At 66.2% G+C, this 24,287-nt stretch carries 23 protein-coding genes; 7 read left to right on the forward strand and 16 right to left on the reverse strand.

Going from position 1 to position 24,287, the window contains the following annotated elements:
- The 6 genes from C479_RS12540 to C479_RS12565 all read right to left on the reverse strand — a co-directional run.
- Positions 1-648 (reverse strand): adenosylcobinamide-GDP ribazoletransferase (locus tag C479_RS12540; protein ID WP_007703192.1); only part of this gene is annotated, 648 nt, incomplete at its 3' end.
- Positions 645-1,658, reverse strand: coding sequence for an adenosylcobinamide-phosphate synthase CbiB (gene cbiB, locus C479_RS12545; RefSeq protein WP_007703195.1), 1,014 nt, complete (start codon positions 1,656-1,658; stop codon positions 645-647). The genes C479_RS12540 and cbiB, both read right to left, overlap by 4 nt.
- Before the next feature lie 34 nt (positions 1,659-1,692).
- Positions 1,693-2,319, reverse strand: coding sequence for an HAD family hydrolase (locus tag C479_RS12550; RefSeq protein WP_007703198.1), 627 nt, complete (start codon positions 2,317-2,319; stop codon positions 1,693-1,695).
- 126 nt (positions 2,320-2,445) lie between these two features.
- Entirely contained in the window at positions 2,446-3,651 is a 1,206-nt protein-coding gene (locus tag C479_RS12555; RefSeq protein WP_007703201.1) for a M24 family metallopeptidase, read from the reverse strand.
- Between the two features lie 81 nt (positions 3,652-3,732).
- The gene (locus tag C479_RS12560; protein ID WP_007703205.1) at positions 3,733-4,905 is read right to left on the reverse strand and encodes a citrate/2-methylcitrate synthase; all 1,173 of its coding nucleotides are present in this window, start codon (positions 4,903-4,905) and stop codon (positions 3,733-3,735) included.
- Positions 4,906-5,024: 119 nt separating this feature from the next.
- Entirely contained in the window at positions 5,025-5,636 is a 612-nt protein-coding gene (locus tag C479_RS12565) for a translation initiation factor IF-2 subunit beta (RefSeq protein WP_007703208.1), read from the reverse strand.
- Positions 5,637-5,822: 186 nt separating this feature from the next.
- Here C479_RS12565 and C479_RS12570 point away from each other — a divergent pair, with 186 nt between their 5' ends.
- From C479_RS12570 to C479_RS12580, 3 genes are read left to right on the forward strand one after another with little or no spacing between them, the layout of a single operon-like run.
- Positions 5,823-8,381: a penicillin acylase family protein gene (locus C479_RS12570; RefSeq protein ID WP_007703210.1), complete on the forward strand. Its 2,559-nt coding sequence runs from the start codon at positions 5,823-5,825 to the stop codon at positions 8,379-8,381.
- Positions 8,378-8,830 carry a hypothetical protein gene (locus tag C479_RS12575; protein WP_007703213.1) on the forward strand — a complete coding sequence of 151 codons (453 nt, stop codon included), beginning with the start codon at positions 8,378-8,380 and terminating at the stop codon, positions 8,828-8,830. Before C479_RS12570 ends, C479_RS12575 begins: the two co-directional genes overlap by 4 nt.
- A gap of 55 nt (positions 8,831-8,885) precedes the next feature.
- On the forward strand, positions 8,886-9,671 hold the full coding sequence (locus C479_RS12580; protein ID WP_007703217.1) for a hypothetical protein: 786 nt from the start codon (positions 8,886-8,888) through the stop codon (positions 9,669-9,671).
- 11 nt (positions 9,672-9,682) lie between these two features.
- On the opposite strand, the gene C479_RS12585 is transcribed toward C479_RS12580, so the two are convergent.
- Positions 9,683-10,066 (reverse strand): DUF5789 family protein, encoded by a 384-nt coding sequence (locus tag C479_RS12585; RefSeq protein WP_007703219.1) that lies wholly within the window; start codon positions 10,064-10,066, stop codon positions 9,683-9,685.
- A 145-nt stretch (positions 10,067-10,211) separates the two neighbouring features.
- Between C479_RS12585 and gdhB the strand changes: the two genes are divergently transcribed.
- Positions 10,212-11,507, forward strand: coding sequence for a glutamate dehydrogenase GdhB (gene gdhB, locus C479_RS12590; protein ID WP_049907296.1), 1,296 nt, complete (start codon positions 10,212-10,214; stop codon positions 11,505-11,507).
- Between the two features lie 217 nt (positions 11,508-11,724).
- Here gdhB and C479_RS12595 read toward each other — a convergent pair whose 3' ends face one another.
- On the reverse strand, positions 11,725-12,348 hold the full coding sequence (locus C479_RS12595; protein WP_007703226.1) for a phosphoribosyltransferase: 624 nt from the start codon (positions 12,346-12,348) through the stop codon (positions 11,725-11,727).
- A gap of 113 nt (positions 12,349-12,461) precedes the next feature.
- Here C479_RS12595 and C479_RS12600 point away from each other — a divergent pair, with 113 nt between their 5' ends.
- On the forward strand, positions 12,462-13,172 hold the full coding sequence (locus tag C479_RS12600; RefSeq protein WP_007703229.1) for a class I SAM-dependent methyltransferase: 711 nt from the start codon (positions 12,462-12,464) through the stop codon (positions 13,170-13,172).
- Positions 13,173-13,232: 60 nt separating this feature from the next.
- Entirely contained in the window at positions 13,233-14,510 is a 1,278-nt protein-coding gene (locus C479_RS12605; protein ID WP_007703232.1) for an MFS transporter, read from the forward strand.
- Positions 14,511-14,550: 40 nt separating this feature from the next.
- Here the strand turns inward: C479_RS12605 and C479_RS12610 are convergent, their stop codons facing one another.
- The 6 genes from C479_RS12610 to C479_RS12635 are packed head-to-tail and all read right to left on the reverse strand — an operon-like array spanning position 14,551 to position 20,796.
- Positions 14,551-15,090 carry a hypothetical protein gene (locus C479_RS12610; RefSeq protein WP_007703234.1) on the reverse strand — a complete coding sequence of 180 codons (540 nt, stop codon included), beginning with the start codon at positions 15,088-15,090 and terminating at the stop codon, positions 14,551-14,553.
- 54 nt (positions 15,091-15,144) lie between these two features.
- Positions 15,145-16,251: an ABC transporter ATP-binding protein gene (locus C479_RS12615; protein WP_007703237.1), complete on the reverse strand. Its 1,107-nt coding sequence runs from the start codon at positions 16,249-16,251 to the stop codon at positions 15,145-15,147.
- A complete protein-coding gene (locus C479_RS12620) occupies positions 16,248-17,312 on the reverse strand; it encodes an ABC transporter ATP-binding protein (RefSeq protein ID WP_007703238.1) in 1,065 nt (354 codons plus the stop codon). The genes C479_RS12615 and C479_RS12620 overlap by 4 nt, the downstream gene beginning before the upstream one ends.
- Positions 17,313-17,314: 2 nt before the next feature.
- Positions 17,315-18,286 carry a nickel transporter permease gene (gene nikC / locus C479_RS12625; protein ID WP_007703241.1) on the reverse strand — a complete coding sequence of 324 codons (972 nt, stop codon included), beginning with the start codon at positions 18,284-18,286 and terminating at the stop codon, positions 17,315-17,317.
- Entirely contained in the window at positions 18,283-19,230 is a 948-nt protein-coding gene (gene nikB, locus C479_RS12630; protein ID WP_007703243.1) for a nickel ABC transporter permease, read from the reverse strand. Before nikB ends, nikC begins: the two co-directional genes overlap by 4 nt.
- A gap of 30 nt (positions 19,231-19,260) precedes the next feature.
- A complete protein-coding gene (locus C479_RS12635; RefSeq protein ID WP_049907297.1) occupies positions 19,261-20,796 on the reverse strand; it encodes an ABC transporter substrate-binding protein in 1,536 nt (511 codons plus the stop codon).
- 531 nt (positions 20,797-21,327) lie between these two features.
- On the opposite strand from C479_RS12635, the gene C479_RS12640 reads away from it, so the two are divergent.
- A complete protein-coding gene (locus C479_RS12640; RefSeq protein WP_007703246.1) occupies positions 21,328-22,389 on the forward strand; it encodes an NAD(P)-dependent glycerol-1-phosphate dehydrogenase in 1,062 nt (353 codons plus the stop codon).
- 29 nt (positions 22,390-22,418) lie between these two features.
- Here C479_RS12640 and C479_RS12645 read toward each other — a convergent pair whose 3' ends face one another.
- Positions 22,419-23,270 (reverse strand): ABC transporter permease, encoded by an 852-nt coding sequence (locus C479_RS12645; protein WP_007703248.1) that lies wholly within the window; start codon positions 23,268-23,270, stop codon positions 22,419-22,421.
- Entirely contained in the window at positions 23,267-24,259 is a 993-nt protein-coding gene (locus tag C479_RS12650) for an ABC transporter ATP-binding protein (RefSeq protein ID WP_007703250.1), read from the reverse strand. The genes C479_RS12645 and C479_RS12650 overlap by 4 nt, the downstream gene beginning before the upstream one ends.
- Positions 24,260-24,287: the final 28 nt, after the last annotated feature.

The raw sequence follows: 24,287 nt of genomic DNA on the forward strand, positions 1-24,287 counted from the left end.
AGCCCGCTCAGAGATGTGTATAAGAGACAGGGCCGGCAGTGCTGCGTCGACGGCGACCGTGATGGCACCCACGGCCAGGATCGAGAACACGAACGGACTACCGAGCGAGCGCGGCGTGGCATTCTGCGTGAACTGGGATCCGAACCCGTCGTGGCTCGCCGTCCCGAGGCCGGCGACGGTGGCCATGCCGAGTTTGGCACCGATCTCGGCCGTGATCGCGACCGTGACAGCGAGCCCGATCGGGAGGGCCGTCAGTGCGAGGCCAGCGAGGGCGAGTCCGGCGACGACGAGACAGACGGCGAGGATGGCCCCGACGCCGGTCGTCGTATCTTTCAGGACCTCGCGGCGACGCCCTCGATCGCCGTGGACGACCGCGGCGTCACCGAGGTCGGCGACGCCGTCCAGGTGATTGATTCCCGTCACCAGGTAGATTGCGAGGAGGTAACCCAGCACGACGGTCGGCGCCGGGGCGCGGTCGATAGCGAGCAGCGGGAGCGCGGCGAGCACGCCGATACAGACGCCGACGACCGGAAACGCGGCGGGCGTTCGCGCGAACGTATCCCAGTCCGAAGCCGTGCTTCCGCCGGTCGGAATTCGCGTCAGGAAGGCGACCCCGGCCCGCAGCGCACGAACCCACGTCCAGTTCACGGTGGTCCCTCCGGGGTGAGCGAATGCTGCTGGTCCGTGATCGCCGCGACGTCTGCGACACCCGGGACGCCCGTAGCACCAACGACGCCCGCGTCGAGCGCGATCGTCGCGACGACGAGTACCAAGAGCGCGACGATCGCTCCGACGCCGACCAGCCTGACAGCTCGGTCGCCGTCGGTGCCTGTCGGTTCCCGTCCGGCCGGATTCAGCGCGTACACGTCCGGCTTTTCGAGGCGAACGGACAGGACGACGGCTGCCACGGCCATCGGCCAGCCCGAGTTCGGCGACGGCGGCGTTCGAACCCACTGACGGGCAGTGGCGAGCGCTCGCGGTCGTCCGGCGGCGAGTGCGAGGGAGCCGGCGGTCAGGCGCGCAGGGAGCCACATAACGACGTCGTCGAGTCTGGCGCTCGCGGTGCCGATGGGCTTGTCGGGATAGCCGAGCATCGAGTCGAGCGTGTTCACGGCCTTGACCCAGGTCGCGGCGGCGGCCGCGGCTGGGAGCGAGACCGGGGCCAGGAGGACGAACGGGGCGAGCGTCGCGACGAACCCGTCAGCCAGGTTCTCAGCGGCGCTCTCGATCGCGGCGCTGCGAAGCTGTGCCGGCGAGAGCGAACTCGCGTCGCGGCCGGCGAGCCCGCGGACGGTCTGCCGGGCCGTTTCCGGGTCCGATTTGCTCTCCTCGACGACGGCTTCGGTCAGTTCCAGCAGGGACCGAAGACTCGTCGTCAGGAAGAGGACGACGCCGGCGAGCAGCGCCGCGACGGTGGGGTGAACGAAGCCGGCGAGGCCGACCAGTCCACCGACGAGCCCCGCTGCGGCCGCCGGGAACACGAGAGCGACCACCAGTCCGAGCCAGCGCTCGTTACCCGTGTCGAGATCCCAGTCTCGATCGACGAGGCCGACGATCGTGCCGAACCAGGCAACCGGGTGCCAGCGCGTGCGTGGCTCGCCGACGAGCAGATCGAAGCTGACGGCGAACGCGACGAGGGCGACGGTGGTCGTGGTCACGGACACCACCGGTGTAGCGGCTGCAGGCGAGTACTCACGCGTCCACCTCGTCGAGTCGATCCGGAACGGCCGAGAGCGGCGTCTCCCCCAACAGGATGGCCGTGCCACCGACGTCGGTGACGCCACCGTCGGTCGCCGGATCGTCGCCGACGTGAACCAGTGTGGCCGCGTCGACGGCCAGCGCGTCGGCCGTCGCCGTGAATATCTCCGGTGCCGGCTTGCGAAAGCCACAGCCGGTGCTGGTCACGATCGCGTCGAAGACCGATCGATCGATCTCGGAGCGCAGCAGCGTCTTCGAGACGAGTTCCGGGACGGCGCAGTTCGAGCAGATCGCGACCGGGCCGCGCTCGGCGGCAGCGTCGACCGCTTCGACGGCACCGCGTCTCGTCTCGACGGTGGGGTCGAACGCGGCGACGACGGCCCGCCTGACGGCGTTTCCGTCCCACTCGACGTCGCGACTCGCCAGTGCGGCCCCGACGTGGGCCGGGAGGGGGACTTCTGCGTGTTCGGGTGCCGGAACGTGGTGCTCGCGGTAGGCCTCCGCCCAGTCGGTCGGAACGGCCACTCCTCTCGCCGCGAGCTCGGTCGCGACGGCTGCGGCCGGGTCGGTCGGCCGGTCGGCGGTCACGAGTGTGCCGAAGCAGTCGAAGGAGACTGCCATGTCAGTGTGGGTAATCCAAATTCACTTGAATCGATCGGTCCGGTTGCCGGGAAGTGCTGCCGGGATCGCCTGGTGTTCACCGTCAGCGAGTCGCCGGTCGGTGACCAGAAGTCGGGCCCTGTCACCTCACGCGATCGGAATGACGTTCCCCTCGAGGTCGCGGGGGAAGTAGGTGAGCCACTCGATGCCGTCTTCGGTGATGGCGATGGTGTCCGAGTGGCGGTAGCCGTACTCGTCGGTGTAGAGACCGGGTTCGATCGTCCAGACGTGGCCAGGTTGCATGATGGCGTCTTCGTCGTCGTAACTCGTGGCGTCGGTCTCGCAGTGATCGCCCCACCCCTGATCGACGTACGGCGGCTCGTGGCCGCCCATGCCGATGTTGTGGCCGACGTGGTGCTGGTACAGGTCGGCGACGCCCTGTTCGTCGACGTAGTCGCGGACCGCCTCGTCGACGTCGGCGATGGGGACGCCCGGACCGAGCGCGTCGATCGCGACGTCCTGCATCTCGACCATGAGTTCGAAGTAGTGGCGCTGCTCGTCGGTGGGTTCACCGAGGAACATCGTTCGCTCGAGTTCGGAGTGGTAACCGTCGACGTTCGCCGCCGCGCCGGTGACGAGCACGTCGCCCGCCTGCAGTCGACGGTTGGCAGTGTGGCCGTGGGGCAATCGGGTCTGCGGGCCGGTGATGTAGCCCGCGAAGGCCGGACCGGAGCCGCGCGTCCGGGCGACGTACTCGTCGCCGAGGGTGTCGAGCATCGCTCGCGAGGCCTCCATCGAGGCGCGCTGGCTCACGGTGACCGGGTGGACGCCGACCTCCGTGTAGTCGGCGAGGTAGCGGTGGGCCAGGTTCCCCCAGCGAGCCGACTCGCGGATCAGGTCGAGTTCGGCGTCGGACTTCTCCCAGCGCATGCGGGACACCCACGCCTGGTCGTCGACCTCGACGAACGCTGAGAGGGCGGGCCCCTCATAGCCCATCGTCCCGGGTGCGCCGTCGCTATCTGCCACGACGGTCTCGACCCCGAGTCCGGCGAGCATCTCCGCCGCGATGGCGATCGGGCGACCGCCCGGGTAGTCGTGGTAGTGGTGGACGGCGTCGATCCGGGGGTTGGGTTCGACGCGTTCGACCTCCAGCCGCGGGACGGTGATCTCGGCGGTCTCGGGCGTGACGGCGAGACAGACGGGACGTTCGGTCTGGATGTGGTCGAAGCCGGTTAGGTACTCGATGCTCGTCGCGCCGAACCAGACGCCGGCATCGGTGTGTGACGCCGCAATCCGGTCGCGAACCCGTGCGAGCCGGTCGTCGTACTCGACCTCCGGGAGACGTGTTGCCATGTGTGGGCAGATAGCGTAGACGGGCAAAAGGGTTCAGGAGGCGGCGATCCACGAATCCGACGACTGGACCCGGCCGACCGTTCAGCGCTCGTCGATCGGCGTCCACGTTCGGTCGTACTCGCCGATGTAGGCGGAGCGGGGGCGGACGATACGGTTGTCGGCCAGCTGTTCGAGTGCGTGGGCGGTCCAGCCGCCGACACGGGCGACGGCGAACGTCGCGCTAAAGAGCGGCTGCGGGATGCCGACGCCGCGCAGGATGATCGCGGTGTAGAACTCGACGTTCGTCTCCAGATCGAGGTCGGGCCGGCGGTCGGCGAGCAGGTCGCGCGCGACGCTTTCGGTCTCGACGGCCGACTCGTAGAACGCCTCGTCGCCGCCATCCTCGGCCCGGTAGAACGCTTCGGCGCCCTCCGAGAGCACCGCCGCACGCGGATCGCGGACGTTGTACACCCGGTGACCGAAGCCCATCAGCCGCTCGCCGTCGTCGAGTTTAGTTGCCAATACGGAGCGGACGTCGTCGGCCGCGTGGGTCTCCTCCAGCATGTCGAGGACGGGTCCGGGCGCGCCGCCGTGGAGCGGCCCCTTCAGCGCGCCGACGGCACCGGTAACCGCCGAGATTACGTCCGATTCGGTGGACGCGATCGTGCGTCCCGTGAACGTCGAGGCGTTGAACCCGTGGTCGACGACCGCGTTGAGGTAGGTCTCCAGTCCCCGGACCTCGCTGTCGGTCGGTTCCTCGCCGGTGAGCATGTAGAGGTAGTTGCCCGCGTGCGAGAGGTCGTCGCTGGGATCGATGAGCTCCTCGTCCTCACGTGCGCGCCAGTAGGTAGCGACGATCGTCGGCAACTGTGCAACGGCGATCAGCGCGTCTCGATCCGAGTCTTCCGCCGCCGTTTCGCCGTTCACGTCGTCTGCCGCCGACGCTGGCCGGGCGAGCGACGCGCTCGCGAGTCCCATCCGGGCAGCGTCCATGGCGGACTGGCCGCGCTCGGCCGCCGCCTCGACGACCGATCTCGTCGCCGGGGCGAGCGCCCGATACTCGGCGAGTTCGGCGCTGAAATTCTCGAGTTCGTCAGCCGTCGGAAGTCGATCCTCGTACAGCACAAAGAGGGTCTCCTCGAACGTGGCGTTGCCCGCTAGTTCGTCGAGGGCGAAGCCGCCGATCGTCAGCTGACCGGCGTCACCGTCGATCGCGCTCAGTCGCGTCTCGTCTGCGACCACGCCGTCGAGGCCCGTGCGCACTGTCTCGTCCATGAGCTAGCCAACGCGGGAGGTGCCCTTGATAGTGCTGATTCAGGAAACCCGGACGGTCGGAACTGGTTGTCGTTCGTCGAAAAGTCTACGCCCGTTTCCCGGGGGAACTGGACGCGCGTTCAGGCCTTCCGGGAGAAGGCGAGGTTGCCCGAGATGTTCTCGATGTAGATCTCGACGACGTCGCCCTCGTCGGCGCCGGGGACGAAGATCGTGTAGTTGCCCTTCTCGGCCACACCGTCGCCCTTTCGGCCGGTGCCGGTGATCTCGACGGTGTAGGTCTGGCCCTCTTCGACCTCGTCGCGATCTTGCTGCTGGGACTGGCTCTGGGAGCGTTTGGTGACCGGTCGGAAGGCCCCACAGGCGTCACAGCGAAGCATGGGTGTGCGATCCTCGCGAACCAGGCGGGTGTCGGGCAGGCCACACTCCGAACAGAGGACGTACTCGTCGACGTAGGCGTCGACGACCGCGTCCAGGTCCGTCTGCGAGAAGTTACCGTTGTACCGGCCGCGGCCGTCTTCAAACTTGCCGCTGGTTCCGAGTTCGCGCTGGATGAACCGGTGGAGGTGCTCCGGTTCCCGGCTGAGCACGTCGGCGATCTCGCTCATGTTCGTAAACCGCGTGAATGCACCGTCCTTCTGGGGCTCGGCGTCCGGAATGTCGAGACGTTCGTCGTCGCCGCCGATGTCGGGAACGTTCTCCATCGCACGGTCGAGACTCGATTCGTAATCCATGGGCGAAACGAGTAGACCGCGACGTAAAGCCGTTCTGCTATCACTCCTGCCGGTTCCGGCGCCTCGGCCGTCCACGCCGATAGCCTCCTCGTCGGCCGGCCGGACACCCACGACTGTGCCGGCCGTCGCCGTCCGATCCCCGGCACCGACGCTGACACTTAAGGGGTCTCCGTTCGAGTGTGAGGTGTGAGCGAAAACACCACACGACGGGCGCTGCTCGCGACCGTGCTCGGGGCCGGCACGGTGGGCCTGGCAGCCTCGGACGTGGGGTCACTACTCGAGAAGTTTGCCCCACTGTCGGGCGACACCTGGGACGCCGTCGATCGCGACGTCTCGGGCGAGGCCACGAACCCGTACGGATCGGCGACGATCAAACGAGACGACGTTGGGATTCCCCACGTCGAGGCCGAAGACGAACGGGCGGCCTACTTCGCGGTCGGCTACGTCCAGGGGTTCGACCGGCTCTTCCAGCTCGACATCCAGCGACGCCAGCTGCGCGGCCAGCTCTCCGAAATCGCCGGCGAGGCGACCGTCGAGAGCGACGAGTTCCACGTCAAGATGGACTTCGTCGGTGCGGCCGAGGCGACCTGGGACCGCATGGCGGAGACGAGCCACGCACCACTCGTCCGGGCGTTCGCCGACGGGGTGAACGCCGCAATCGAGAACGAGGAACTCCTGATCGAGTTCCAGGTGCTCGGTCACGAGCCGGCCCCCTGGACGCCGGTGGACACGATCCTCCTGGAGAAGCAGATCGCCTGGACCCTGACGGGGAACTTCGACGCGCTCCGGCGCGAGCGCCTCACCGACGCCCTCGGCGCGGAGATCGTGAGCGACCTCTTCCCGACCACGTACGACCACGACGTCCCCGTGCTCCGTCCCGGAGACGACGCCCTCGGTGACGTCGGTGGGGTTGGTGGCACCACTGCGAGACAGTCCGAACCGGCCTCGCGTCGACTCCGGACGGGCTCTGCAGCCCAGCCGAACGCCGATCAGACGAGCGGGACGGGCCCGTCGGATGGCGACAGTTCGACGGGCGAGACGGGCCAGTCTGATCGTCCCGGTTCGACGAGCGAGACGAGTTCCTCGGCCAGCGACGATTCGACGAACGGGTCGGACGAACTCGTCGACTGGCTCGCACAGTTCGAATCGCCGCCCGGCGTGGGATCGAACAGCTGGGTCGTCTCCGGTGAGTACACCGACTCCGGGACGCCCATCGTCGCCAACGATCCGCACCTCTCGCTGATGACGCCGCCGATCTGGTACGAACAGCACGTCGTCACGTCGGAGACGAACGTCCGCGGCGTGACGTTCCCGGGCGTCCCGTTCGTGATCATCGGCGCGAACGAGGACGGTGCCTGGGGGTTCACCAACGTCGGCGCGGACGTCCTCGACTGCTACCGGTACGAACTCGACGAGGACGGCAGTCGCTACCGCTATCAGGGCGAGTGGCGCGAGTTCGATACCGAAGAACACGAGATCGCCGTCGCGGACGGCGAGAATCGCACCGTCACCGTCCGCAAGACCGTCCACGGTCCCTTCCTCGAACGCGAGGGCGAACACGTCGGCGTCGCCTGGACCGGCCTCACCGCCACCCGAACCTCCCAGTCGATCTACGAAATCGGCCGGAGCGAGGGTCTCGACGACGTCCTCGACTCACTCGAGACGTTCGACGAGCCGACGCAGAACGTCGTCTACGCGGACGCCGACGGGCGGACCTGCTACTACACGACCGGGCAACTGCCCCAGCGAACGATCGACGGCGAACCCGTCCGCGGCGACCGAATCTTCGACGGCTCGGCGGGCGAAGCGGAGTGGGCGGGCTACGAACCCTACGGCGAGGCGACCTGGGAGGGGTTCGTCCCGTTCGACGAGAAGCCACACGCGATCGATCCCGACCGTCTCGCCACGGCGAACCAGCGCGTCGCCGACGATCCGACCCACTACGTCGGCACGGCCTACGCCGCACCCTACCGCGGCGGCCGTATCTACGACCGCCTCGACGAGCTGACGGCGGAGGGTGCGACGACGCTCGACGATCACGCGGCCGTCCAGACCGATCGCGTCGATCCCCGCGCCGCCCAGCTGGTTCCAGCACTCGTTGCCGCCGTCGATCGAGTCGCGGAGGAGGGCGATCGACGTATCGTCGAGGCGAGCGACCTGCTCGACGACTGGGACTACGAGATGGCTCCGGACTCGGAGGCGGCACTCGTCTTCGCCCGATGGGTCGACAACCTCGTCGAGACCGTCTGCGAACCGCGCTTCGAAGACGCCGGACTCGACGACTCCGACTACCCGTCGGACTGGGCCGTCGCCACGCTGCCGGCCGACAGCCAGTTGTTCGAGTCGATGTCACGGACAGCCACACTGATCGGAGCGCTGGAGGCGACGCTCTCGGAACTCGACGGGGCCGAGTGGGAGACCTACGGCGACTACAACACCACGGCCCCGATCGAACACCCGTTCGGCGGCCAGGCGGCGTTTCTGAACTACGACGTGCACCCGATCGGCGGCTCGCGCGCGACGATTAACAACTATCGAGTGGACTCTGCCGTCGGATCGAGTACACGTCTCCTGGCACACCCCGGCGGCGAGGCCCGGACGATCTTGCCGGGGGGCAATTCGGGCGATTACTCCTCCGACCACTACGACGACCAGTTTGAGGAGTGGATCGCTGGCGAGTACCGGCTGCTCACGCTCGACATCGTGGGTGAGACGATCGTGTCCTTCGAGGGTGAGTCCTCATGACGAGCGAGGAACTCGGCCCCACCAATTCGTCGGAGAACGACGGTGATCGGCGCCCGGACGACGAATTCGAGTCCCGGGCGGGTGGCGAATCGCCCGCTGACCGGCGTGACGCTGTCGACCAGGTTCGTGGTGCTGTCTCTCGCATCCGGACCCAGCCCGGCCCACATCGCGTCGCTGTCGTCGTCGCGGTCGTCGTCGGCCTCGGCCTGGCCTGGTTTCACTGGCTCGGATTGCTTCTCGGCGGTATGCTGGTCGGATTCGTCGCTCGAACGCTCCGTCGGGCCCTCCTCGCGGGCCTCGGTTTCGGTGTCGTCCTCCTCGCCGTCTTCGCCGTGACGGTCGCCGGGTCGCTCGGCCAGACACTCGCGATGACGCCGCCGATCTACCTCACGATTGGTGCGGCGCTCGGGCTGCCCACGTTCGGCGCACTCGTCAGGGGCGTGGTCTGACGGAGAGCGCGGGCACCGGGCGAAGTGACAACAGGGTGGTAGCCGTACGTCGTGTATGGTCGTCGCCACGCCGATCGGCAGTGATCTCGCCGTCGTCGCCACGTCGATCGCTTCCGAACCTGTCCTCATCTCCCTGTTCGTCCTGTTCGTGATGCTGGCACATCTGCTTCCCCACCGGTTACCCGCGGCGATCGAGCGACGGCGACACGGCCTCCTCTCGCTGGCTGGTGGCGTCTCGATCGTCTACGCGTTCGTTCACCTCTTTCCCGAGATCGATCACCGACGGGAGACGATCGAGGGACTCGATCTGCTGGGGGTCACGCTCGTCTCGGAGCACATCTACCTGGTCGCGTTCGTCGGCCTCACGCTCTTCTACGGGCTGGAACGACTCGCGTCGACGGCCGGGGCTACCTCGCGTGACCGTGACGATTCACCGTCGGGGACGGCCGTCTTCGCCGCTCACGTCGGCGGCTTCTCGCTCTACAACGCGGTCATCGGCTACGCCATCGTCCGCGGGGAAACCGGTGCGGAGAGCGTGTTCCTCTTTACGATCGCGATGGCGTTGCACCTCTTCGGCAACGACCAGGCCATGCACGAACATCACCCGCACCTGTACGCCCGCTACGGCCGATTCGTCCTGGCGGCCGCCGTCGCGCTGGGCGCGCTGGTCGGGGCAGTGGTCGCCTTCGATCCTGGCGTCTATACGGTCGCGCTCTCGTTGTTGACGGGCGGGATCGTCTTCAACGCGATCAAGAATGAACTGCCGCAGACGCGAGACGGCCGGTTCTGGGCGTTCGCCGTCGGCGCCGGGATATACGGCACTCTCCTCGTGAGTCTCTGATCGGCCGCGACTCAGCGCTGATCAGTCCCCTCGGTGACCGACCCGCCTGCCTGTTCGTCGAGTCGCTCGAGATCACGCCCGGCGTTCGCCTCGTCGCGATTTCCCGCGTCGCCCGTTATCTCCCCGTAGATCGCTTCACGAGCTTCGCCGGCGGACGAGAACTCCTCGTTCACCAGCCTGTCGAGCGCGCTCCCGAGCGACTCGGTCTCGTTCGGTAGATCCATCTCGCCCAGCGCGTACTCCTGTGAGAGTTCTTCACCCGTGACCGGGTACTCGACCTCTCCTAGCCGTCGTTCGACGTCCGCGAGGATCGATTCCGTCGTCTCGGCCCGCTCCGCTTTCCGTTCGCTGATCCGGTCCTGTGCTCGGTCGACGTCGGGCTCTTCCGGCGCCATGGTCCGACTCCGTCGGTCCGACGGGAAGGACGTGGGCTTGCACCGGCCGGGATCGTCGCTGCCCGTCGGGTGGGTGCCGGTACCACACCACTCGCTAACGATCGGATCGGAACTACGAAACCCTCGGAGACGAAACGGCTACTCAATGTCCGCAAATGTTGCCGAGGAGGCGGGCGACGCTTCCGACAAAGACGAGCCGGAATCGGCTCTCGAGAACGCGAAACACCAGCTCGCTCGCGCGACGAAACACGTCGACATCGACCCGAACGTCGTCGAGCGCCTCAAGCGGCCGCGCAAGATCCACGAGGTCTCGCTCCCGCTGCGGCGCGACGACGGCAGCGTCGAGGTTCTGACCGGCTTCCGCGCCCAGCACGACAGCGTCCGCGGGCCGTACAAGGGCGGCCTGCGCTACCACCCGGAGGTCAGCCGCGACGAGTGTGCCGGCCTCGCGATGTGGATGACCTGGAAGTGCGCCGTCATGGACCTGCCCTTCGGCGGCGCCAAAGGCGGCGTCGTCGTCGATCCCAAGGACCTGAGTAGCAAGGAGAAGGAACGTCTGACCCGCCGGTTCACCCAGGAAATCCGCTCGGCGATCGGCCCGACGAAGGACATCCCGGCGCCCGACATGGGCACCGACCCGCAGACGATGGCCTGGCTGATGGACGCCTACAGCATGCAGGAAGACGAGACGATCCCGGGTGTCGTCACCGGCAAGCCGCCCGCGATCGGCGGCAGCGAGGGCCGCGAGGAGGCACCCGGCCGCAGCGTCGCCATCATCACCCGCGAGGCCTGCGAGTACTACGACTACGATCTCTCCGAGACGACCGTCGCTGTGCAAGGGTTCGGCAGCGTCGGCGCGAACGCCGCCCGCCTACTCTACGAGTGGGACGCCAACATCGTCGCCGTCAGCGACGTCAACGGCGCCCGCTACGACGCCGACGGTATCGACGTCGACAAGATCCCCTCTCACGACGAAGAGCCAGAGGCCGTCACCGCCGCGACCGGCGTCGGCGAGAAGATCCCGAACGAGGAACTGCTCGAACTCGACGTCGACGTTCTCATCCCCGCCGCCATCGGCAACGTCCTCACCGAGGAGAACGCGGACGACGTCAGCGCGGACATGATCGTCGAAGGCGCGAACGGTCCGACCACATTCGCGGCCGGCGCCATCTTCGACGACCGCGACATCCCCGTCATCCCCGACATCCTCGCAAACGCCGGCGGCGTCACCGTCAGCTACTTCGAGTGGCTCCAGGACATCAACCGCCGCGCCTGGTCGCTCGAACGCGTCAACGAAGAACTCGAAACCGAGATGCTCTCGGCCTGGGCCGACGTCAAAGACGAGGTCGAGGACAAGGACCTCACCTGGCGCGACGCCGCCTACGTCGTCGCGCTCAAGCGCATCGCCGCTGCCCACGAGTTCCGCGGCGTGTGGCCCTAAAACCGAACTTTTTCTTCGTCGGGGTCGCCGAAGGCGACCCGCTCCTCGAAAAACTTCGATGAAAAAGGCCGGCGGCTCCGCCGCCGGTTAACCGCGCTCACTACGTTCGCTCGGATGCTGTTCGTCCGTGACCGCCTTCGCAGTTACCGCAGGTTGGTGGCTCCTTTACCGACGTCGAAAAATATAGAATCTCTGTCCGCTGGGCCCGATATTCCGTCTACTGCTCCAGATACGCCATCGCCTCCTCGTCGCTCACCTGGCCGAACTGCCGGTAGAACTGGCCGACGGCGCGGAACGTGGCGGGCGTCTGCAGGGCGATCACCTCGCCGGCCTCGGCGCGAAGGTCGGCGGCGGAATCCGGTGAGGAGACGGGGACGGCGAGGGTGAGGGAGGCGGGATCGTTTTCGCGGACCTGTCTGAGGCAGGCGCGGGCGGTCGCACCCGTCGCGACGCCGTCGTCGACGACCACGACGCGTTTACCCTCGATTTCGGGGAGCTCGCTCGTGCCGCGGTAGCGTTCGAGTTTGGTGCGGGCAGCTTCGATCTCGCGGTCGCGTTCGCGCTCGATGTGGTCCTGTGGGACGCCGATCCGGTCGATGAGCCCTTCGTTGCGCCAGACGGCGCCGTCGCTCGCCGCGGCGCCGATGGCCAGTTCCGGATTTCCGGGTGCCCCGATCTTCGAGGCGACGACGACGTCCAGGTCCGCGTCGAGTGCGTCGGCGACCGGGCGGGCGACGGGAAGCGCTCCACGGGGGATGCCGAGGACGAGGTCGGCCTCGACGTCGCGGCGGTCGAGTTCGGCCGCGAGGAGCTCACCCGCATCCCTGCGATCGTCGAACATGGCTAGGCGACTTTTCGTCATCGTTCACCTTGGCCCTTGGCCCGTCGCTCGACGAACCCCGCCACCGGGGACCACCCCAACACACTCGGGGCGGGACCGCGTAACGACACGGGATGGCCAGCGACCGCACCGAGACGGACGAACTGGATCACCCGCTTTTCTCGCGGCTCTACCGGGTGTTCGATCCGATCGACCGACGGACGCTCGGCGCCCAGCGCCGAGAGCTCGCCCGGGAACTCATGGGCCGGGTCGTCGACGTCGGGGCGGGTGACGGCGCGATGTTTCCCTTCGTGGTCGAGGCGGTCGGTGCGGGGCAGGCGGGACCCGCACGGGAATCCGTCACCGGGGCGGACGCTCCCGCCGCCCCGGTCGAGTATCACGCGGTCGAACCCGATCGGACGATGCGCCGTCGCGCTCGCTCGCGCGCTACGGAGCTGGGGCTTCCCGTCGAGTTCCACGACGCCAGGGCCGAGACGCTTCCCTTCGCGGACGATAGCGTGGACGTCGTCATCTCGTCGCTCGTGTTCTGTTCGATCGCCGAGCCGGGTGTGGCGCTCGACGAGGTCGCCCGCGTCCTCCGGCCGGACGGCGAGTTCCGGTTTCTGGAACACGTCGGCGGGACGGGGTACTATCGGCGTCTTCAGGAGGTCCTGACGCCGGTGTGGAAACGCGTCGCCGGCGGTTGTCACCTCGATCGTGACACGGTCGATCGGTTCGACGCCGACGATCGCTTCGAACTGACCGAGTTCGTCCGGACGGACGCTCGGCTCTATCCGGCCGCGCCGATCGTTCGAGGGACGTTGCGCCGCGTCGACGGCGGGTGACCGGGAAGCGACGCGACCGCTTCCGCATCCCGAACCCTTTTCTCCCGACGTTGCGCCGTGATGATCATGGTCCGCGACGTGGCGGTGGTGAAATACTACTTCTACAAAGCGACCGAGGCGGTCGAGTTCTATCGGCCGATCATGTACCTGTACTTCCTCTCGCTGGGGCTCTCGTTCACTCACATCGTGATCTTCGAGGCGTTGTACAACGTGGCGACGGTGGTCGGGGAAATTCCGACGGGGTACGTCGGCGATCGGATCGGCCGGCGAAACAGTTTGCTGGTCGGGAGCGCAACGATCACCGCGACGCTGGTCGCCATCGCGCTCGCGAGTTCGGCTATCGCCTTCGCCGTCCTCTTTATCGTCTGGTCGACGGGCTACAACTTCCGGTCGGGGACGGAGGACGCGTGGGTCTACGAAACGCTGGCCGATAGCGACGACACCGACGCGTTCACGCGCGTCCGCGGCCGCGGTCAGTCGATCGCGCTGGCCGCGGGCGTCGGTGCGTCGCTGGTCGGCGGCTATCTCGGCGGGATCGACCTCGCGTACCCGTTCCTCGCTGCAGCCCTGTTCACCGGCATCGGCACGCTCGTCATCCTTACGTTAGACGAACCGGAGACCTACGAGGAGAGCGGGTCGAGCGAGCTCGGGTTTCGAGAGGCCTGGGACGTCGTCCGCGAGGCGCTCGGGCAACGCCGACTGCGGTCGTTCATCGTCTACTACTACGTGCTCTTCTCGGCTGTCACGTACCTCGTGTTCATCTTCCTCCAGCCGGCGTTCGAATCGACCATGGCCGATCTCGGAATCGACGTCGTCCTGTCGGTCCCAATCCCCGGATCCGGAGCGTACGAGCTCGCCGTCGCGCCCGACAACGTCGAGACGCTGCTCGGCGGGTTCTACGCCGCGATGAACCTCGCCTCGGCGGCCGTGAGCTACCGGATCGGATTTCTCCGGGAACGCATCGGCCTGCACCGCTGGTTCGTCGGGGCCCCGCTGGTGGTGGGGACGCTCCTCGTTGCGATGGCGTTCGTCCCGGCGCTCGCGTTCGTCGCCCTGTTCGTCGGCTGGGGAATCGTCGAACCGACGCGCGTCCTCGCCGGGCAGTACGTCAACGACCGAGTCGAGACGCTCGGTCGAGCGACCGTCCTGAGCGCGATGGCGATGGTCAGCGCGCTCACGGTGATTCCGTTCCAGCTCGGCAGCGGCGTCCTCTCTGACAGCGTTTCGCCCGTCTACGCCCTCTCGCTCGCCGGGGGTGTGCTCGTCGTCGGCTCGCTGGCGATCTTGCTCTGGGAGTCGCCTGTCGAGAACGCGATGGTCGGCGCGGGTGCCGAGTGAGCCGGCTGGCCGCGGTGAGAATAGCGGTCCGCGGTGACGGTTACTCGCGCTCGGTCGGATCGTCGATCCAGTTGTAACAGCGGTAGGTCCGCGGCCCCCGGTCCTCGACCAGCATGTCGAGCGGGATGAAACCCTCGCCGCCACGCGATCCAGCGACGCGGACGTCGGAATCGTCCGAACACGTCATCAGCTTCGCGTCGATGGAGAAGGTAAACTCGAGGCGGCCGCGGTGGGACTCGTCCGGGTCGAACGAGACGGAGACGTCGCCGCCGCCGACGCCGAAGATCGCCCGCCCCTCCGAAGCCGAGACGCCGATGTCGTGGCTGGCGAGTCCACCTCGGAGCTCCGCGAGCCACTCGCGCATCTCTTCGCGGTCGAGCGCGGTTTCCAGGTCGAAGTGGCCGTCAGCATCGACGGCTCCGTCCTCGAACGTGAAGTCGGGATAGGCGAGCTTCTCGTCGGGGAGGACGTGCGACGTCTCGGCCGGGTCCGGCGGCTCGTCTGGAACGTCGAGTTCGTCGCTGACGGCGGACCGATCTGGCGTCGACTGGTCGGGATCTGACGGTTCGTCGGCGGTCATCGGTTCTCCTCGTCACCGCTCGGTCGGAGAGGCCTTTCGGATTCGATCGGCGAGTCACTGCCACGCATCGGTGACCTCCTCGTCGTCCGCGACCGATTCGGCGAAGTGACACCGCGACCACCCGTCCCCGACCTCGATCTGGTCGGGGACGGTCGTGCGACACGTTTCTTCCGCCATCGGACAGCGGGTGTGGAAGACACAGCCCGACGGCGGGTCGACCGGGCTCGGGACCTCGCCCTCGAGGACGAACGTCTCCTCGATGGTCGAGGACGGATCCACGTTCGGAATCGCCGCGAGCAAGGCCTCCGTGTAGGGGTGAGCGGGTCGGTCGAACAGCTCCTCGGCCGGCCCGACCTCCATCAACTCGCCGACGTACATGACGGCGATGCGGTCGGCGACGTGCTTGACGGCGCTCAGGTCGTGACTGATGAGGAGGTAGGTGAGGTCGAGTTCGTCCTGGATCCGCATGAGGAGGTTGAGGATGCTCCCCTTGACGGAGACGTCCAGCGCGGAGACCGGCTCGTCGAGGACGAGGACGCTCGGCTCGGTGGCGATCGCCCGTGCGATGGAGACGCGCTGGGCCTGGCCACCCGAGAGCTCGTGCGTGTATCGATCGAGATGGTGCTCGGAGAGTTCGACGAGCTCTAGCAGTTCGGCGATTCGCTCCTCGCAGTCGTCGGCCGACCACCCCTGCGTGATGAGCGGTTCGGCGATGGCGTCGCCGACCGTCATTCGGGGATTGATGCTCGAACTCGCGTTCTGGAAGACGACGCCCACGTCAGCGAGCAGGTCTGCTGGGCGGTCGGTCGCCCCGCCGACGGGGGTCCCGTCGAGCGAGATGACGCCCTCGGTCGGCGTGTACAGTCCGGTGACGAGGTTCGCGAGCGTCGACTTGCCGCTGCCGCTCTCGCCGACGACGCCCAGCGTCTCGCCGCGATGAACCGAGAGCGAGACGTTCGAGACGGCGTCGAGGCTGGTCGTGTTGCCGAGCAGTCGGTCGAGCAGCGAGTCGTTCATCGCGAACGATTTCGAGACGTTATCGAGTTCGATGACGGCTTCCCGGGTGGCCGAACCGGCATCGTTCAGTTGTGCGTCGGTCGCGTCTCCAGCTTCGGCGCCACCGCCACTAGCCGTTGCGTTTTCGGAGCGATCGACGCTCATCGCGATCCCTCCACGCCGACCGCTTCCCGGGTCGGGTCCGGAACGCGGTCGAGTGCGCAGCACGCCGCCTCTTGCCCGTCGCCGCAGTCACAGACCGGCATCGAGGCCGACGTGCACGCGGCGTCGGCGTACGCACAGCGCGAGGCGAAAGGACAGCCCTCGATATCGCCGAGCTGATTCGGCACCTGTCCCTCGATCGTCGCCAACTGCTCCTTGCGTTCCGTTTGTTGGGGCATACAATCGAGCAGCGCCTGCGTGTACGGATGGCGGGGCTGGGTCAGGATCTGCTCGGTCGTCCCGGTCTCCATCACCTGGCCGCCGTACATCACGATGACGCGGTCGCAGACTTCGGAGACGACGCCGATGTCGTGCGTGATCAACATCACGGACATGTCACGGCTGGCGCGGAGGTCGGACAGGATCTGCAGGATCTGGGCCTGAATCGTGACGTCGAGGGCGGTCGTCGGTTCGTCGGCGATCAGGAGGTCCGGCTCGCTTGCCAGTGCGATGGCGAGCATGGCTCGCTGTCGCATGCCGCCGGAGAACTCGTGTGGGTACGCGTCGAGTCGTTCTTCGGGATTCGGGATGCCCACCTCTGACATGAGTTCGACGACTCGGTCGCGTTTTTCCGCCCAGTCGGTGCGATCGTGGAGAAACGGGATTCGTAGGTACTCGCGCAACGGCTGATGATCGGGATTGTCGTGGACCTTCAGCGACTCGACGATCTGTTCGCTGACGGTGAAGACCGGGTTGAGCGTCGTCATCGGGTCCTGAAAGACCATGGACATATCCTGGCCTCGCAGGCGACGGATCGTCTCGTCTGTCGCTTCGGTCAACGCTTCGCCACGATACCGGATCGAGCCGTCCACGATCTTCCCTGGCTCTTCGAGTCGCATGATCGAACGGGCAGTGACGGACTTGCCACTCCCGCTCTCGCCGACGATGCCGACGACTTCCCCCGGCTCGATGTCGAACGAGACGCCGTTGACGGCGTGGACGGTTCGGTCGTGGGTCTCGAAGTGCGTGTGTAAGTTCTCGACGGAGAGTAGTGGTTCGGTCATGGTTAGAGTCCCTTGTTCTGGACGGATTCTTCCTCGCGCGGGTCGAGCACGTCTCGCAGGCCGTCACCGAGCAGGTTGAACCCGAGGACGGCGAACATGATGGCGAGCCCGGGGAAGTTGACGACCCACCAGGCAGACCGGAGGTAGTAGCGTCCCTCGGAGATCATCGTCCCCCACTCGGGGGTCGGCGGTTGTGCGCCGAGTCCCAGGAACGAGAGGCCGGCAGTCGAGAGGATGACTGTGGCCATATCCAGCGTCGCGAGGACGACGACCGGTCCCATCACGTTCGGGAGGACGTGACGACCCACGATCCGGAGTCGGCCCGTCCCCATGAGCTGGCTCGCTTTCACGTACTCCTCTTCTTTGACGGACAACACGCTGCCGCGGACGACGCGCGCGTAACTCGTCCAGCCGACGATCGCCAGCGCGATCATGATGTTCGTCAGACTCGGCCCCAGTATCCCCGCGATGACGAGCGCGAGGAGGAGGCCGGGAAACGCCAGTAAGACGTCGACCAGGCGCATGAGCCCTTCGTCGACGTACCCGCCGGCGTACCCCGCAGTCACCCCGACAGCCGTCCCGATGGCGAGCGAGATCCCGACGACGGCCACGCCGATCTTCAGGGAGACGCGTGCGCCGAAGATGAGTCGCGAGAGGACGTCCTGGCCGAGCTGGTCGGTGCCGAGCGGATGCTCTGCGGACGGCCCTTCCAGTCGATCCCGGAGGTGTTGTTCCTCGGGATCGTGTGGAGCGAGCATCGGCGCGAAGATCGCGGTCAGGATCAGCGTCAGTACGATCACCAGGCCGATCACGTTGAGCGTGTTCGACCGGAACTGTCGGACTGGACGCGAGTGGTAGGCGGCGACGAGTCGTGACCGGGCCTCTCCAAGTTTCGATCTGGCCTGAACGCCGACGGATCGGAGCCGGTCGCCGATCGATTTGAGCCGATCGCTGACGGTGGGTTCGTCGGTCATTCACCGCCACCTCCGAGCGAGATGCGCGGATCGACGTATCGGTAGGTGATGTCGACGAGCAGGTTCGTCACGACGAAGACGACGGCGACGATCAGGACGAGACCCTGGACGACGGGGTAGTTCCTGGCGAAGATGGCGTCGATCAGGAGACTCCCCAGCCCCGGTCGCTGAAAGACCATCTCGATGATCACGGCGCCGTTCAGCAGGTAGCCGAATTGGAGCCCGACGATCGTGATGACCGGGATCAGCGCGTTTCTGAGCGTGTGCTTGTAGACGACGATGCGCTCTTTGAGCCCCTTCGACCGCGCGGTCTGGATGTACTCCTCGTCTAACACCTCCAGCATCGACGAGCGAAGCAGTCTGGTGATGACGGCGGCCATCCCCGTTCCGAGGGTGACGGCCGGCAGGACCAGGTGACCGAACGTTCCGAACCCGTGGGTCGGCAGGACGCCCAGCTGAACCGCGAAGACGAGCATGAGCAGGTAGCCCAACCAGAAGTTCGGCATCGAGAGGCCGAGGAGGGCGAGCACCTGACTCCCGTAGTCGAGGCGACCGCCCTTGTGAACGGCGCTGATGACGCCGGTCGGGATCGCCACGACGAGCGCGACGGCTAATCCCGCGACGGCGAGTTCGACCGTCGGCATGAGGTTTTGCCCGATCAACGTCGTCACGGCCGTCTCCGAGTGGTACGACGCGCCGAGATCCCCCTGCATCACGTCGGTAACCCAGTTTACGTACTGTACGGGGATCGAGTCGTTCAGTCCGTTCGCTTCTCTGAACCGCTCGATCGCCGCCTGCGATGGCGATCGGCCGCCCATCTGTTTGCGCAGGATCGTCCGCGCCGGATCGCCCGGCGTGAAGAAGGTTAGCGAAAACGTCAGGACCGAGACGCCGAGCAGGACGGCCAGTCCCGAAATAATCCGTCGAACGATGTATTTCCACATAGATTGTGTGCGGTGTCGAATCGGTCGTGGTCACTTTTCCAGCGACGTCCAGCTCGTAAACTCCGGAATCGGGGAGAACGAGACGCCTTCGAGCCCTGACTGGTACGCCGCGACGAACTCGTCGTAGTAGACCGGTAGGGTCACGGCCTGTGCTTTCATCCGTTCTTGGGCCTGGACGTACTTCTCTTCCTTTACCGCGCTTTCCGTGGCTTGCAGGCCGTCTTCGATCAGCGTGTCCACCTCGCCGCCGAGGTTCTGGACGCCGGTCTCCTCGTTCCGGTACCGGCGCTGGTTGACGTCGCCGTCGGAGTGGAACGAGTCGTAGATGACGTAGTCGGCAGCCCCGGAGTTCGACCCGCTGGTATCGAGGAACAGGTGGCCGTTGCCGTTTCGCACCAGGTCGGAGTACTGGGCCCGTTCGGCCATCTGAATCTCCGCTTCGACGCCGACGCTCGTGAAGTCGTCCAGCAAGACCTGGGCGATGTCACGACCGTTGACGAGGTCGTTGGGGACGACGATGGTGATCATTTCGCCGCCGTAGGCCGATTCTTCGACGAGCGAACTCGCCGTGTCCTCGTCGTACTCGTAGGGATCGACCTGGTCGTGAGCCGACCAGTAGATGGTTGGCGAGATCGGGACGCGAGCGGGAGACCCGACGTTTTCCAGGATCGTGTCGACGATCAGCTGCTGGTCGACGGCGTGGTTCAACGCCCGACGGAGCACCGGATCGTCGGTCGGGGCGTCGTAGAGATTGAACCCGCCGTAACAGGACCCGGCCGTCTCCTGTCGAGCGACCTCGACGCCGTCGTTACTCTCGAGCGAGTCGATCTGGCTTCGCGGCGGCGACATGCCGATGTCGATCTCGTCGTTCTCGAGCGAGAGCGATCGCGTGTTGGGGTCTTCGATGACCTCGAAGACCAGTTCGTCGACCTGCCCGGCGTCGTTCCAGTAGTCGTCGAACGACGACGTGACGACTTCCTGTTGTACGACGACTTCGTCGACCTGATACGGTCCAGTACCGATAACCCGGTTTTCGTCGGGATTTCGATCCGGATGCTGGATGCACACCATGTTGTGGGCGATGTTTCCGGGGAACACCGAGAACGGCTCGGTGGTGGTGAACTCGACCGTGTACTCGTCGAGAGCGACGATGCTCTCTGGCCCTTCTAGACGGAGCCAGCCGGGTGCGTAGGCGAGCTCCGACAGTAACGTCTCGAACGAGTACACGACGTGGTCGGCGGTCAACTTGTCGCCATTGTGGAACGAGACGCCTTCGCGGATGGCAAACTCCCACGTCGTTTCGCTCGTCTGTTCCCAGTCCGTCGCGAGCCACGGCTCGGTGTCCATCTCCTGGTTCACCCAGACCAGCGGCTCCATGACGTTCGTCCAGTAGGGCGTGATACCGCCGTGGGTGTTCCAGACTTCGGCGGTCGGATCGGTGTTGAGAGCGATCCTCACGCCCGAACTGTTCCCGCTCGTGTTTTCGGCACAGCCGGCGATCGACAGTGCGCCGACGGCTGCGGCCGACTTCAACACAGTGCGACGGTTTAGTTTGTTACCTGCCATCAGGGATCACTTTGGTGATGAAGGTCCGTATCGAGCAACCCTTCATAAACGTTACCCTGTTTTTATAATGTGCGGTTAAGATTCCCAAGTCACCGTTCGGCACGTACACGGCGAGTACCGACCGAGACGTTCTCGGATCCCGCCTGGTGTGTGGTAATCTGGCATGTTCCTCCACAGTGTCGAAACGAGACGGGTACGAATGCATTCGATAACAAGGGCTGTGTTCCCGACGTCGATTAATACGGGAATGAATTGTCGGAAACAGGCGCCTAGCGCCCGTGTGACTGAGTAACTTATCACTGATCCCGTTCGCATCGATGAATCGATGATAGATTCTGATTTTCGAGTATAAATTTTATAAATATCCAAAAACCGTTCAATACAATAGGCGATTGATGCCACGGCGTCAGTGCTGGGGCGCTCGCCGGCTCGTCGAATCAGTCCCCCATTCGAACGGAAACGAGGATCCATCGAACCGTCACCCCGTCCGAACGGGAAACACGTATACTCCGTCAGTTACTCTGTGGCGGTATGTTCGAGAAGTCGTCGTGGATCCGCCTGCCGCGTAACGTCGTGGTGGGCCACGGAGTGCTCGACGAGGTCGTCCCCGTCGTCGCTGATCTCCACCTCGACGGGACGCCGTTGCTGATTACGAGTCCGACGCCGCGCGAAGTCGCGGCCGATCCGATCGTCGCCGACTTCCGGGATTCTGGCGTCGAGCCCGCGATGGTGACCGTCGACACGGCTTCGTTCGACGCGGTCGAGCGGGTGATCGACGCCGTCGAAGCCGAGGAAGCGGACTACCTGATCGGCGTCGGCGGCGGGAAGGCCATCGACATCGCGAAGATGGCGAGTCACCACTGCCAGATCGGGTTTGTATCGGTGCCGACCGCGGCGAGTCACGACGGGATCGTCTCCAATCGTGGTTCGGTTCCCGACGGTGACACCCGCCACAGCGTCGCCGCGGAGCCGCCGCTGGCCGTCGTCGCCGACACGGCGATCTTGGCGGAGGCGCCGTGGCGACTCACGACCGCCGGCTGTGCCGACATCATCTCGAACTACACCGCGGTGATGGACTGGCGCCTGGCCCACCGATTGAAGAACGTCGAGTACTCGGGCTTCGCCGGCGCACTCTCGGAGATGACCGCCGAAATTCTCGTCGAGAACGCCGACTCCGTTCGACCCGGTCTCGAGGAGGCGTCCTGGATCGTCACGAAAGCGCTCGTCTCCTCCGGCGTCGCGATGTCCATCGCCGACTCCTCGCGTCCCGCGAGCGGTGCCGAGCACCTCTTCTCCCATCAGCTCGACCGCCTGGCGCCCGGCGCGGCGCTGCACGGGCACCAGGTCGGCGTCGGTTCGATCATGACCGCCTACCTTCACGGCGGCGAGAAGGGCTTCTGGCTCGACATCCGGAACGCTCTAGAGAGCATCGACGCGCCCACCACCGCCGACGAACTGGGCGTCGACGACGAGACGGTCATCGAGTCGCTCACGACGTGCCACGAGATTCGCGATCGCTACACCATCCTCGGCGACGGGATGGACGAGGGTGCCGCCCGAGAGGTCGCCAAAGAGACCGGCGTCATCGGGTAGCGTTTCGAATCGAGAACCGGCCAGTTTGGTTACCCCAGATCTGCCCGTTCGAAGCGCCAGACGCCCAGCGCCAGCGGGACGACCGTCCAGGCGAGCAGGATGACGAGGGCGGCTTCGGGTTCGACGTACCACGCGGTAGCCGTCGTCTGACCGCCGAGCATGGCTTCCTCGAAGCCGTCGGGGAAGGCGAGTAGGGTCGTGTTGAGGTACGTGTGGGTCGGGCTGACGAGCATGCCGACCAGCTGGATCGGATCGTCGCCCACGCCGAGTCCGAGGAGTTCGTTCAACACGTACTCAAGGGCGCCGAGGATCGAGAGCTGACCGAACAGTATCAACAGGTTCGTCACGAAGTAAAAGCCGAGTACGCCGCCCATCGCCCGCGAGCGGGTCGCCGTCGCCGCAGATATGGTGATCGCGACTGCGACGTAGGCGAGCGCGAAGGCGATCGTGAGCAGTGCGAGACCGACAAAGACGCCGGCCGGGAACTCGCTGAACCAGACCAGCGAGAGGATGGCGGCGACGACGAACGCGACGACGAGCGAAGCGGCGACGACTGTGGCGCGCGAGACATATTTCCCGAGGACGACATCGCGCCGCTGGATCGGCGTCGAGAGGAGATACTTGATACTGCCCGACTCGCGCTCGCCCGCGATGGCGAGGTAGGCGCCGACGAGAGCGATGGCGGGAACGAACATCGCCCCGACGAACACGAAGTTCCACAGCGCCATGTAGACGCCCGACCAGCCCTCGGGCGGCCGGGCTTGCGTCCCCCAGTAGACGAAGACCGCGGTAACGAGCGTGTAGAGGCCGGCGACGGCCCAGATGATCTTCGCCCGGCGGACGTCGAGGATGTCCTTGGACACGACGTCGGCGACGCTCATCGGCCCACCTCCGCCGCCGTCTCGGCAGTCTCGTCGCCAGCGAATCCGGCCGCCGACGGCTCCGGTTCCCCCTCACCGTTGCCGGTGTAGGTGTTGAACAGCTGTTCGAGTGAGGTGTCCGTCGAGCGGACGTCGAGGACGGTGGCACGCTCGTCGACGCGGCGAATCGCGTCGATCTTTCGCGTCGGATTGGCGACCGAGATCGTGAGCGTCGTCCCGTCGGTTTCGACTGCGTGGACACCCTCGTTCGATTCGATGTCGGCCGCGAGGCCGTCCGGGACCGCATCGACCTCGATCGAGACCGAGGCGTCGAGGTCGAGTTCGTCGCGCAGGGCGTCGATCGTCCCCGTCGTCACGAGACGGCCCTCGTTCATGATCCCGAGCCGGTCGCAGACGGACTCGACCTCGCCGAGGATGTGACTCGAGAAGAAGACGGTCGCACCGCGGTCGGCTTCCTCGCGGATGATCGTCCGCATCTCCTGCATGCCGGTCGGATCGAGCCCGGAGGATGGTTCGTCGAGGAGCAGCAGGTCCGGCTCGCCGAGGATCGCCATCCCGAACGCGAGTCGCTGGGCCATTCCCTTCGAGTAGCCGCCGACCGGACGGGCGGCTTCTTCGGCGGTGAGCCCGACCCGGTCGAGCGTCGCCTCGTAGTCGACCGACTCCTGGAGGTCGTTCGTTCGGGCGATCCACTCCAGGTGCTCTCGGCCGGTCAGCCGATCGTACAACTCGCCACCTTCGGGGAGGACGCCGATCCGCTCGCGAATCGCGGCGGCGTCAGCCTGCGCGTCCAGTCCGAGGACCCGAGCGCTACCCGCCGTCGGGCGCACGAAGTCCAGCAGGACGTTGATGGTCGTCGACTTCCCGGCCCCGTTCGGTCCCAGAAAGCCGAAGACTTCGCCCTCTTCGACGGTGAGGTCGAGGTCGTCGACGGCGAGGACGTCCGCACCGAATCGCTTGGTGAGTCCGTCCGTTTCGATCGCTGGCATGCTCGTGACTACGACGAGCCCAATCATT

It is taken from the genome of Halovivax asiaticus JCM 14624 (assembly GCF_000337515.1).
Lineage (GTDB): Archaea > Halobacteriota > Halobacteria > Halobacteriales > Natrialbaceae > Halovivax > Halovivax asiaticus.

Coding starts and splice junctions, on each gene's coding strand:
- C479_RS12550 (WP_007703198.1), bottom strand. CDS start 2,319: ATGGCAGTCTCCTTCGACTGCTTCGGCACACTCGTGACCGCCGACCGG.
- C479_RS12555 (WP_007703201.1), bottom strand. CDS start 3,651: ATGGCAACACGTCTCCCGGAGGTCGAGTACGACGACCGGCTCGCACGG.
- C479_RS12560 (WP_007703205.1), bottom strand. CDS start 4,905: ATGGACGAGACAGTGCGCACGGGCCTCGACGGCGTGGTCGCAGACGAG.
- C479_RS12565 (WP_007703208.1), bottom strand. CDS start 5,636: ATGGATTACGAATCGAGTCTCGACCGTGCGATGGAGAACGTTCCCGAC.
- C479_RS12575 (WP_007703213.1), top strand. CDS start 8,378: ATGACGAGCGAGGAACTCGGCCCCACCAATTCGTCGGAGAACGACGGT.
- C479_RS12580 (WP_007703217.1), top strand. CDS start 8,886: ATGGTCGTCGCCACGCCGATCGGCAGTGATCTCGCCGTCGTCGCCACG.
- C479_RS12585 (WP_007703219.1), bottom strand. CDS start 10,066: ATGGCGCCGGAAGAGCCCGACGTCGACCGAGCACAGGACCGGATCAGC.
- gdhB (WP_049907296.1), top strand. CDS start 10,212: ATGTCCGCAAATGTTGCCGAGGAGGCGGGCGACGCTTCCGACAAAGAC.
- C479_RS12595 (WP_007703226.1), bottom strand. CDS start 12,348: ATGTTCGACGATCGCAGGGATGCGGGTGAGCTCCTCGCGGCCGAACTC.
- C479_RS12600 (WP_007703229.1), top strand. CDS start 12,462: ATGGCCAGCGACCGCACCGAGACGGACGAACTGGATCACCCGCTTTTC.
- C479_RS12605 (WP_007703232.1), top strand. CDS start 13,233: ATGATCATGGTCCGCGACGTGGCGGTGGTGAAATACTACTTCTACAAA.
- C479_RS12610 (WP_007703234.1), bottom strand. CDS start 15,090: ATGACCGCCGACGAACCGTCAGATCCCGACCAGTCGACGCCAGATCGG.
- C479_RS12615 (WP_007703237.1), bottom strand. CDS start 16,251: ATGAGCGTCGATCGCTCCGAAAACGCAACGGCTAGTGGCGGTGGCGCC.
- C479_RS12620 (WP_007703238.1), bottom strand. CDS start 17,312: ATGACCGAACCACTACTCTCCGTCGAGAACTTACACACGCACTTCGAG.
- nikC (WP_007703241.1), bottom strand. CDS start 18,286: ATGACCGACGAACCCACCGTCAGCGATCGGCTCAAATCGATCGGCGAC.
- nikB (WP_007703243.1), bottom strand. CDS start 19,230: ATGTGGAAATACATCGTTCGACGGATTATTTCGGGACTGGCCGTCCTG.
- C479_RS12635 (WP_049907297.1), bottom strand. CDS start 20,796: ATGGCAGGTAACAAACTAAACCGTCGCACTGTGTTGAAGTCGGCCGCA.
- C479_RS12640 (WP_007703246.1), top strand. CDS start 21,328: ATGTTCGAGAAGTCGTCGTGGATCCGCCTGCCGCGTAACGTCGTGGTG.
- C479_RS12645 (WP_007703248.1), bottom strand. CDS start 23,270: ATGAGCGTCGCCGACGTCGTGTCCAAGGACATCCTCGACGTCCGCCGG.
- C479_RS12650 (WP_007703250.1), bottom strand. CDS start 24,259: ATGCCAGCGATCGAAACGGACGGACTCACCAAGCGATTCGGTGCGGAC.